We start from the raw sequence: 9,995 nt of genomic DNA, 5'->3' as shown, positions 1-9,995 counted from the left end.
CGAAGCTAGCGCAGCGATGCAGGAGCAATACGGGTTTATGCGACCCGGCGAAATGCCGCTTTTTGCCACGCAGCCGGGTTGAATTATGAACCGAAAAGCTGGGCGGCTGGAGTCTGGACAAAAAAAGAGACTATCCTAAGATAGCCTCCTTCATTTATTCTTTCACATCGACCAGTCGCGGTGCTGCGATAAACAGTACCGAGCAGACAAAAGCCGTCAACAGGAATGCCGGGAACATATATGTGGCATTATAGCCGAACGAATACAAGTAAACATTGCCGGTCGCAAATTCCTTGAAAAACCAGATGCCGACAATAACATGCACGAGATAGCGCAGTAAAGCGCCGATAAAAGCTCCAATGACGATGGCCGATACTGCTTTCCCTTTTACGCCGTTCCGCAGATTTTTCAAATAAGCGGATCGCATAATTCCAGCAACGCCAACGCTCGCAAACGCGATCAGGTAATCCAGGGTCACTTGAGTGAATGCGAAACCGAATGACAACGGTACGATATAAACGCGTCCTGTCACCAGCTGAAGCAAACCGACAACCAGTCCAGTCAGCAAACCGGCACCGAATCCCCGGCGGAAAGCCATCAATACGATCGGAATCATCGCCAGGCTGACGGAACCTCCCTGCGGCATACTGAACGCGATAAAGTCCAATACATAGCCAAGGGCACCGAAAATGGCAATTTCGAGCATCAACAATAATTTTTTATTTCTCATGTCTTCCTCCCATGTGTTTGCACATCACCAGAAGGGCCGCCAATAAAAACCATATAAAAGCGGCGCCAGGACAGATCCTGGCGCCGCGAAAAGGGCAGGTTTCTATCCACATCCCTGCGCAGGCATTAACCTACAGGTTCGAAGGGTAAGAACGGATTCGTTCACTCTCAGCAAAAGCTCCCCTTGTGGTGTATACAGTTATTTGTATTACACCTGTATTGTATAGGAGATGCAGGTGTGATGCAAGCCCGTTTCAACCGGACCCATTAGGGTATTAGAAATGTAAATGACTTTGAAAGGCGGTGGAAGCAGCGAACCAGGCTGCTGAAGATTTATGATCGAATTGCTGAAAGACTTGATTAAGATAAAAAGTTTTACGAAAGAAGGAGCCAACGAAGCGCTTCTTTTTTGTGCGAAGTGGCTCGAACAACAAGGTGAAACCGTCACAGTCCACGACAATAAAGGCTATTTGATGCTCACTGCCAAAAAAGGATACGGTGAGGAGACGCTGATCTGGAACGGCCATGTGGATGTGGTGCCGGGCCACGAGGAACAATTTACCCCCATCGAAGAACTTGGCCGTCTGTATGGCCGCGGTTCGGCGGATATGAAAGCTGGCGTAGCAGCCATGATGCAGGCGTTCATCGAATTGGATGCGGAGAAATTAACGCGTGAAGTGCAGCTGCATATCGTGACTGACGAAGAAACGGGTGGACACAATACATCGAAATGGCTTGTCGCACAGGGCTACAGCGGAAATTTCGTCATCTGCGGCGAACCGACCGGGCTGAAAGTCGGACTTCAATCCAAGGGCATTTTGCATATGGATATGGTTTTCAAAGGCAAACCGGCGCACGGCAGCAGGCCATGGGAAGGGATCAACGCCATTGAGCAGGCCATGAAATACCATATGGCGATGAGCGAACTTCCTTTCCGCAAAGAGTCGACTCAATATTATGAGCAGCCTTCCGTCAACCTCGCCATCATCAAAGCGGGCGAACGCTATAATATGGTGCCGGAAATCTGCGAAATGTCATATGACATCCGTTTCATGCCAGGCCAGGATCCGGAAGAAATCACACGCCAGATGGCGGAACTCGGCGGGACGCTCGGCATTGATTTTGATTATAAGTCCAGTTTCGCAAACACGCCCGCCCTGACAACCACTGAAGAAAATCCATACATCCAGACGCTGCAGGAAAGCATACGCACCAATTCGGGGGCTGAACCCATTCTGTTTGGGCAGCATGGCGCTGCCGACACACGTTATTACGCTGCCGTAACCGGCGGCGAAGGTGCGATTGAATTCGGCCCGACCGGCGATGACTGGCACGGCAACGCAGAATATGTGGAAATTTCAAGCGTCCACGAATACAAGAATATTTTATTGTCTCATGCAATGAACTGAACTCAAGGTTTAAGTCTGATGAAAAAAGGGCATTTATAACTATCCACTAAACGATTGGAGCGATCAATATGGCAATGGGAAGATTATTGAGAACGGCGATTAAATACGGGCCAATAGCTTATCCGATTATCCGAAAATACATGAATAAGAAGAAAGCCAAAGGGAACGCCCAGACGAACACAAGCCAGTATAAAACAGAAAAGACAAATCAATATAAAAGATAAGCGAAAAATCCCTCTCCTGTATTTTCAGGAGAGGGATTTTTTGTTTTAAATGATTGGCAGGCGGGTCCGCAGAGCCAGGTAACCGGATGTGAGATCAGGCAGCAACTTCGCTGATGACCCATCATCAATATCAGCGGCTTCTTCTTCCGGTGTCTCAACAGCTTCTGTTTCTTCACCGGCAGCCGGAGCGCTTTCATCCTGCTGGCCCTTCAGTATTTCTTCAAATGAGATCGGATTCGGCTGTGGAAGTTCCCACTCCTCTATTACCCAGCCGTTGCGGTACTGCGTCAAAAACTGGTTGGCCATTGCCTGGTATCCTTCGATATTGGGATGGACATCCGCGGGATTCGGCACCTTTGAAACCGCGTCCAGACCGAATGCCTCGTCGACAGCCACAAAATCCGCACCGGCTTTCCGGGATTCATTTTTCAAAATTTCATTAAGGGTATTCAGCTGCTCATCAACGCCGGCTTTTTGGGATTCACGGGCGTGCGGATAAGCGAAATAATAGCCCATGACATAAATGTCGGCATTCGGAGCAGCATCCGACAACTCCTGCAGAATCGCTGCGATGTTCTGCCTTGCTTTATTAAGTGCAAAATCGGACTGAATGCGCTCAAAACGAATCGAACCATCTGCCGGATTAGCCTGTACCAGCCGCAGCAGATCGTTTGCTCCTGCCGATAACGTGATGATATTCGCTGCTGCCAGAAGTTCCTGTGCTTCCTCTTCCTTTATCCGCTCCAGCACATCGGCGGTCGTGAATCCGGGGAATGCCAGATCTTTCGAAAACAGTGCGACCGGCTGATTCCGGCTGAGTTCCTGTGCAATTAAATCAGCATAACCGGCATCGATTTCACTGGCCGGCGTCTGTCCTGCTGCCAGGGAATCACCCAGTGCTATATAGACAGCAGGGATTTTCACCTCTGCTGCCGCTGGTGTGACCATGCTGAAAGCGAACAATAGAACCAGCACGACTGCTGCTGTTTTTTTCATTTTCATCACCTCTTAGAATGCCCAGTTTCCGTTACGGAATACCGGAATCTTCGAACCGTCTGCTGTAATGCCGTCAATATCCATTTCAGCACTGCCGATCATAAAGTCTTCATGGACAATGGATGTGTTCAATCCGATTTCCCCCAGTTGTTCCCGCTCCAGGTTGCGTGCACCTTCATAGCAAGTCGGATAGGAATCACCGATTGCCAGATGGTTCGATGCATTTTCATCAAATAAGGTATTGAAGAACAATAGGCCGGAATCTGAAATCGGCGACTGGTGAGGCACTAATGCAACTTCTCCAAGGTAGGCAGCGCCTTCGTCGGAAGTGATCATTTCAGTCAAGAGCTCCTGGCCTTTCTCGGCCTCTGCTTTGACGATTTTCCCAGCCTCGAAAGTCAACGTGAATCCATCGATGATATTGCCCTGGTACACCAACGGCTTCGTATTGCGGACAAAACCGTTGACGCCGGTTTTCAACGGAACTGTGTAGACTTCCTCAGTCGGCATGTTGGCGATGAACGGATTGCCCTGCGGTGTTTTTGAAGCACCTGACATCCAGATATGCCTGTCCGGCAATTCGATGGTCAAATCAGTGCCCGGAGCAGAATAATGCAGCTTCGCAAAGCGGTAATCGTTCAACTGAGAGGCTCGTCTTTCCAAAAACTCAATATGTTCTTTCCACAAAGAAACGGCATCGCCGCGTCCGATGCGCACAGTTTTGAATATCGCCTCCCAAAGCGCTTCCATCTGCTGCTCAGGATCAAGTTCAGGAAATACTTTTGCGGCCCATTTTTGTGAGGGCATTGCCACAATCGACCACGCCACTTTATCCGAGCCCACAGCCTGGCGGTATCGCACCAGCGCTTTGCCGGCAGCCTTTTGTGAGTCGGTCAGGCGTTTAGCCGGGATGCCTGTCAGCAAATCAGGATCTTCCGCATCAATCCACAGGAAAGAACCTCCCTTATCAATGATTTCATCGCGCTGCACGACCGACCACTCCGGATATTCAGTAAATGCCGAGTCCGGGGCCAGCTCATAATGCGTACGGCTCTGAACGGGATCCGAATAATTCACATGGACATTTTTTGCTCCTGCTTCATAGGCTTTTTTCACAACGAGGCGGGTAAACTCGATTGTGTCGATTGTGGTATTGATGAGAATGTGCTGATCTTTTTGGACGTTCAAGCCCACATAAACGGTCAGTTCCGCATATTGTTCCAATTTCTCCTGAAAATTCATTTTTTATTCCCCTTTGTGTTTACTGTCTTACTTGAACCTTCAATCAATTTGCCGCCGTGCATGATTTTCTGCACCGGTTTTGACGGCAGATCTTTCGTGAATTTTTTATAATGCCGTTCATCCTGATAAGCAAGCAGCGTCAGCACTTCCCCGTCAGCCCCCGCCCGTCCGGTCCGTCCGGAACGATGAAGATACTGATCGATGGTTCTCGGTACGTCGACATGAATAACATGCGTGACCATGTCGATGTCGAGGCCCCGCGCAGCCACTTCTGTCGCGATCAATACAGATACTTCCCCTTTTCGGAATGCATCAAGTGCGTTCTTTCGTTCATCTTTTTTCATCTCGGAATGAAGCGTAACGATTTTGGCATCACGGAACTTCAATTTATTTTCCTTCATTAACAGCTGATCCAGATTATTGACGAACGCCAATGCTTTGACTCCGTCAATATAGGAAATGCTGCGCAGCAGATTTGTCTTGTCGCGTTCATCCACTTTGATGAACGAATGCGTCACTTTCCCCTGCATCGGCATTTCTTCCGCCGTCACATGAATGCGCGTCGGTTGCTGCATGAGCCGCTCCGCAACCAGTTCAACTTCCTCTGTAATCGTGGCGGACACCAGCACAAGCTGGCGATCGTTTTGCGTCTTCTCTACAAGGGACTTCATGACTTCGCGGTGTTCACGCGCCATCAACTGGTCGCCTTCATCAAGGACGAGAATACGGATCTCGTGCATTTTTAACTTCTTGTTTTTGACAAGCTCATTCAATCGGCCTGGCGTACCGACGACAATCGTCGGTTTCTTTTTCAATTTTTCCAGTTGGCGCTGCATATTGGCGCCGCCGATCAATTGTGTAACGGTAATGTCCGTGCCTTCAGTCCATTCACGCAGCACATTGACGATCTGCATGGATAATTCCTGTGACGGCGTAATGATCATTGCCTGAATCGCGGCTTTTTCGGGATTGACCCGCTCAAGGATCGGCAATACATATGCCAGTGTCTTGCCCGAGCCTGTCGGTGACTGGGCGACGATATCATTTCCTGCCAGCATTTCCGGAATCATCTGCTCCTGGATCGGCATCGCCGTTTCAAAACCTGTTTTCTTCCATTTTTCCTGCCATACGGGATTTAGTTCTTCTATAAAAGTCATTTGGATTCCACCTCTTCTTGAATGTTTTCAGTGTATCATATTTGGCGGTATCACGCCTTTTTTTGCAGAATTCAACTTGTTTCTGAATCGTCAAAAACAAAAAAAGCCGCACCTGAAACAGTGCGGCTTTCTGATCATTATTCTGTTGCTTCTTTGCGGGCATAAACAATTTCTTTTTCCTGTTCGGTCACAGGACGAATTGGCTTTTTAATAAAGAAAGCCAGAACAAGTGCAGTCAGCGCGATGAATGTCGAAACAAAGAATGAGAAGTTGATGCCTTCAAGCATCGCCAGATTTTCGATGCTCTCAAGTGCGGTTCCCTGAGCCATCAATTCGCCTGCCGCTGATTCTGTACGTGTGTTCATCAAAGTGATCAGGAAAGCGGAACCGATCGCCCCCGATACCTGCTGGAGCGTATTATTGATGGCTGTTCCGTGCGGATAGGCTTTCATCGGCAAAGTGTTCAGCCCGTTCGTCATGACCGGCATCATAACAAGTGAAATACCGAGCATCCGAACCGTATAAATCAGCATGATCTGCCAATAACTCGTATCCACTGACAATTGGCTGAACAGGTAAGTCGTGATGACAACCAGCGATAAGCCAGGGATCGCCAATACTTTGGCTCCCCATTTATCGAAGAGGCGACCGGTGACCGGCGACATCACACCCATGAGCAGCGCTCCCGGAAGCATCAGCAATCCTGAATTAATGGGCGAGATTCCTTTGATTGTCTGAATATAGATCGGCATCAGGATCATCGCCGAGAACATCGACATGGACAGCACGACCGAAATGACCGAAGACAGCGCGAACATCGGGTATTTATAGATTCGTATTTCGAGCAGCGGTTCGTCAAGTTTCAGCTGGCGGCGTATGAAAAGGGCCAGTGATATCAGACCGACGATAATTGTGACGTAGACTACCGGATTCGACCATCCCAGCGTACCTGCGGAACTGAAGCCGTACAGTATTCCCCCGAATCCAAGGCTTGATAAAATAAGGGAGAATCTGTCAAGTGAAATTTCCCGATTCTGGAACGTTAAGTTCTTTAACTTGAAAATCCCTAATAGAAGCGGTATCAATGCCAGTGGAAACACGATGAAAAACAGTACGCGCCAATCATAGTTCTGGACAATAAAACCTGATAGAGTGGGTCCGATTGCCGGCGCAACGACCATGACAAGGCCGAAATATCCCATCGCAGTTCCCCGTTTCTCAACCGGAAATGCAACAAGCATGACGTTCATGAGAAGCGGCATCATCAAAGCTGATCCGGAAGCCTGCAGCAGACGGCCTGCCAGAAGAATTGAAAATTCCGGTGCGAGTCCGGCAATCAGCGTTCCCAGTGTAAATAAGGACATTGCGACAATAAAGACCGAGCGATTCGAAAATCTCTGGATGAAATAGGCACTGGCCGGTATTAATATTCCGTTCACGAGCATATAGCCGGTGACAAGCCACTGGGCTGTTGCAGCTTTTATCCCGAAATCCGCCATGATTTCCGGCAAAGCGATATTTAATAATGTCTGGTTGAAGAATGCTACAAATGCTCCTGTAAAAAGTATGGCAATTATGCCATAAGGCGTTTTTTTCTGTTCGGTCATCCTGTTAATCCTCCGTAATATCTTGTTGAATTGGACTGCTGAAATCTCCATTCCCCTATTCTATACCTAGAGTATACAATTATCAACGATATTATACCGGTTGTTCAATTTTATTGCTAAAACTTCTTTTTACAGGTATTCTGACATTAGATTATGAATGCAAAGGTGAGTAAATGAATAGAAAAAAACAAAATATCATAGATGCCGCCTACACTCTGTTTATCGGAAACGGCTATAATTCCACTTCAATCCAGGATATCCTGGACGAAGCCGGAATTTCGAAAGGGACATTTTACAATTATTTCACTTCCAAAAGCGAATGCCTCATTGCCATCATGGAATCCATCGGCAATGAAATTCGCCAGAAGCGCATGGAATCTGCATCGGGCAGACCTGTGAATGATCCTGAAGTTCTTGCAGAACAATTATGTATCCGCATTCGGATGAACCGCGAAAAAAATCTTTTTTCGCTGTATGAAAGTATTTTTTATTCCCAGGATAAAGAACTGAAAGATTTTGCCAAGCACTCCTACCGGATTGAACTGGACTGGATTACATCCCGTATTGTCGATATATACGGCCAGAAAGCTGCGCCTTATGCACTCGACAATGCCGCAACCGTTCATGGCACCATCCAGCAATTGGTAAACATCTGGCAGTTGACTACGGAGGAAGATCTGCCGACTGAAAAGCTGGCGGCATTCGTCATCAAACGGCTGGAGACAGCAGTCCTCGCCCAGATTGAATCAGGAGAACGGTTTATCCAGGCACCGACCGTCTATACTGAAAAATCTTCAGCAAACCTTTCTGTGGCGGAACTCGCCCAGCAGCTTGAAAATTACAGCGAAAAAATCCTGGATGATGCCCCTTCCCGGCAGCTCGTGCTATTTTTATCCCAGGAATTGTTGGCAGAAACGCCGCGCCAGGCCTTGCTTGAAAGTGTGCTGGGGACACTGTCGAAAAACCCTGAGCTGAAATCGGAATTGATGATTTTACTCGAACAGGTATGGAAAAAGCTTGCCGCTCTGTGAGTGATTGAACAGAAAAAGGCGGTCCGGTAATTTTTCCTGCCGCCTTTTTTCTATGGTTTTTTTCTGCCTTTTACAGCCTGCTCAAAAGCATAAGCGTATTCGATGAGTTTCGGTTCATCAAAAGCCCTGCCGAAAAAGGTGATGCCGAATGGCTCTTTCGTTTCAGTGTAGCCAAAAGGAACCGTAATACCTGGGAAACCGGCAGCGGCTGCGACATTGCAGCCGAAATCCTGAGGCAGGAGAACTGCATCCGCCCCAATTTCTTTTAAAGTGGCATCAATGCCTTGTTCGGCTGCCAGGAAACGATTGCGTTCGAGTGCTTCCACGTATTCCCTTTCCGTCAGCATGCCTGTCAGTTTATTTGCCTGTTCCATCAAATTCTGTCCGAATTTGAGCATGGTTTCGGAATTTTCGTTATTGAAAGCGATGACGTCATCCATCGTACGGATGGGATTGAGTGGATTCGTCCTTGCCAGATAAGCATTAAGGTCGGCTTTGAACTCATGAAGCAATACGGCAAATCCAAGGTCTTCCTGATCTGCACCAAGATCGACGTCTTCAATAATTTCCGCACCGCACTCCTTTAAACGTTCCTTCGCCTGTTCAAACATTGCCAACTGCTCATCCGAAATTTCTTTGAACAAATCAGGAGTCACAGCCAATCGGACGTTCTCCAGCCCATTTTCTTTCAGATGGCCACGCCAGTCATATCCATCGAAGTCAGTGGACATGCGGGTAATTGGATCCTCTGGGTCAAATCCGACAAGCGCCGCAAACACACTCACTGCATCTTCAACCGTCCTGGCGATGGCACCGGGTATATCCTGTGTATGGGACAGCGGAATCACACCGCTTCGGCTCACCATCCCGACAGTCGGTTTCAGTCCGACCAGACTGTTTTGAGCCGCCGGGTCAATGATAGACCCGGATGTTTCAGTGCCAATCGAGGCCGCAGCCAGATTAGCGGCGATGGCTGCAGCAGCCCCGGAACTGGAACCGCCAACATCAAATGGACCGTACGGATTATGGACCTGCCCGCCGCGCGAACTGTAGCCGTTCGTCATTTTATCCGACATGAAATTGGCCCATTCGGTCATATTCGTCTTGCCGAGTATGACCGCCCCCGCTTCCCGCAGCTTTCCGACCAGAAATGCGTCATGCAGGGCGTAATGATTTTCAAGCGCCAGAGAACCGGCACTGGTATGCATTTTATCAGCCGTATCCATATTGTCTTTTATAAGAATAGGAATTCCGTGAAGAGGTCCTCGCGCTCCATCGCGCTGACGCTCAAAATCGAGTGACTGGGCAATCTGCATGGCATCCGGATTGATTTCCAGGATGGCGTTGATATTTTTATCGCGGAGCGAAATGTTCTCTTTATACATCAGCACCAATTCTTCTGACGTGATCCTGCCCGTCCGCATTTCCTCCTGCATCTCGGCGATCGTCATTTCATCCAGCCGGTCCCTCCGGTAATCTTCCAATTTTTTCTGATGCATGGCTTTCCCTCCATTTATCTCGTATTAACGGTCAGCAGGACTCCCACTTCTCCAAGTGGGAGATCAACTGGCCGTAAAAACCCGATTGGATCAACTAACAT

Annotated in this window: 8 protein-coding genes and 1 riboswitch; of the genes, 2 read left to right on the top strand and 6 right to left on the bottom strand. The window is 48.4% G+C overall.

Annotated elements, in window-relative coordinates:
- Window positions 1-154 precede the first annotated feature (154 nt).
- Window positions 155-730 carry an energy-coupled thiamine transporter ThiT gene (gene thiT / locus KW93_RS10730; protein ID WP_033543012.1) on the bottom strand — a complete coding sequence of 192 codons (576 nt, stop codon included), beginning with the start codon at window positions 728-730 and terminating at the stop codon, window positions 155-157.
- A gap of 94 nt (window positions 731-824) precedes the next feature.
- A riboswitch (TPP riboswitch) is annotated at window positions 825-924 on the bottom strand.
- Between the two features lie 140 nt (window positions 925-1,064).
- Between thiT and KW93_RS10725 the strand changes: the two genes are divergently transcribed.
- Window positions 1,065-2,138, top strand: coding sequence for a M20 family metallopeptidase (locus KW93_RS10725; RefSeq protein ID WP_033543011.1), 1,074 nt, complete (start codon window positions 1,065-1,067; stop codon window positions 2,136-2,138).
- A 269-nt stretch (window positions 2,139-2,407) separates the two neighbouring features.
- On the opposite strand, the gene KW93_RS16795 is transcribed toward KW93_RS10725, so the two are convergent.
- From KW93_RS16795 to KW93_RS10705, 4 genes are all read right to left on the bottom strand, one after another.
- On the bottom strand, window positions 2,408-3,358 hold the full coding sequence (locus KW93_RS16795) for an SGNH/GDSL hydrolase family protein (protein WP_235318402.1): 951 nt from the start codon (window positions 3,356-3,358) through the stop codon (window positions 2,408-2,410).
- A gap of 12 nt (window positions 3,359-3,370) precedes the next feature.
- Complete coding sequence (locus KW93_RS10715; protein ID WP_033543010.1) at window positions 3,371-4,600, bottom strand: aminopeptidase; 1,230 nt, start codon at window positions 4,598-4,600, stop codon at window positions 3,371-3,373.
- Complete coding sequence (locus KW93_RS10710; RefSeq protein WP_033543009.1) at window positions 4,597-5,757, bottom strand: DEAD/DEAH box helicase; 1,161 nt, start codon at window positions 5,755-5,757, stop codon at window positions 4,597-4,599. Before KW93_RS10710 ends, KW93_RS10715 begins: the two co-directional genes overlap by 4 nt.
- 137 nt (window positions 5,758-5,894) lie before the next feature.
- Complete coding sequence (locus tag KW93_RS10705; RefSeq protein WP_033543008.1) at window positions 5,895-7,364, bottom strand: MDR family MFS transporter; 1,470 nt, start codon at window positions 7,362-7,364, stop codon at window positions 5,895-5,897.
- A 173-nt stretch (window positions 7,365-7,537) separates the two neighbouring features.
- Here KW93_RS10705 and KW93_RS10700 point away from each other — a divergent pair, with 173 nt between their 5' ends.
- Window positions 7,538-8,395, top strand: a complete 858-nt coding sequence (locus tag KW93_RS10700; RefSeq protein ID WP_033543007.1) for a TetR/AcrR family transcriptional regulator — start codon at window positions 7,538-7,540, stop codon at window positions 8,393-8,395.
- A gap of 50 nt (window positions 8,396-8,445) precedes the next feature.
- On the opposite strand, the gene KW93_RS10695 is transcribed toward KW93_RS10700, so the two are convergent.
- Window positions 8,446-9,894, bottom strand: coding sequence for an amidase family protein (locus KW93_RS10695; protein WP_033543006.1), 1,449 nt, complete (start codon window positions 9,892-9,894; stop codon window positions 8,446-8,448).
- Window positions 9,895-9,995 lie beyond the last annotated feature (101 nt).

It is taken from the genome of Planococcus sp. CAU13, assembly GCF_000775575.1.
Lineage (GTDB): Bacteria > Bacillota > Bacilli > Bacillales_A > Planococcaceae > Planococcus.
The sequence above is the reverse complement of the archived record's forward strand: the minus strand, read 5'-3'. Positions and strand labels throughout refer to the sequence as shown.

Coding starts and splice junctions, on each gene's coding strand:
- thiT (WP_033543012.1), bottom strand. CDS start 730: ATGAGAAATAAAAAATTATTGTTGATGCTCGAAATTGCCATTTTCGGT.
- KW93_RS10700 (WP_033543007.1), top strand. CDS start 7,538: ATGAATAGAAAAAAACAAAATATCATAGATGCCGCCTACACTCTGTTT.
- KW93_RS16795 (WP_235318402.1), bottom strand. CDS start 3,358: ATGAAAAAAACAGCAGCAGTCGTGCTGGTTCTATTGTTCGCTTTCAGC.
- KW93_RS10695 (WP_033543006.1), bottom strand. CDS start 9,894: ATGCATCAGAAAAAATTGGAAGATTACCGGAGGGACCGGCTGGATGAA.
- KW93_RS10715 (WP_033543010.1), bottom strand. CDS start 4,600: ATGAATTTTCAGGAGAAATTGGAACAATATGCGGAACTGACCGTTTAT.
- KW93_RS10705 (WP_033543008.1), bottom strand. CDS start 7,364: ATGACCGAACAGAAAAAAACGCCTTATGGCATAATTGCCATACTTTTT.
- KW93_RS10710 (WP_033543009.1), bottom strand. CDS start 5,757: ATGACTTTTATAGAAGAACTAAATCCCGTATGGCAGGAAAAATGGAAG.
- KW93_RS10725 (WP_033543011.1), top strand. CDS start 1,065: ATGATCGAATTGCTGAAAGACTTGATTAAGATAAAAAGTTTTACGAAA.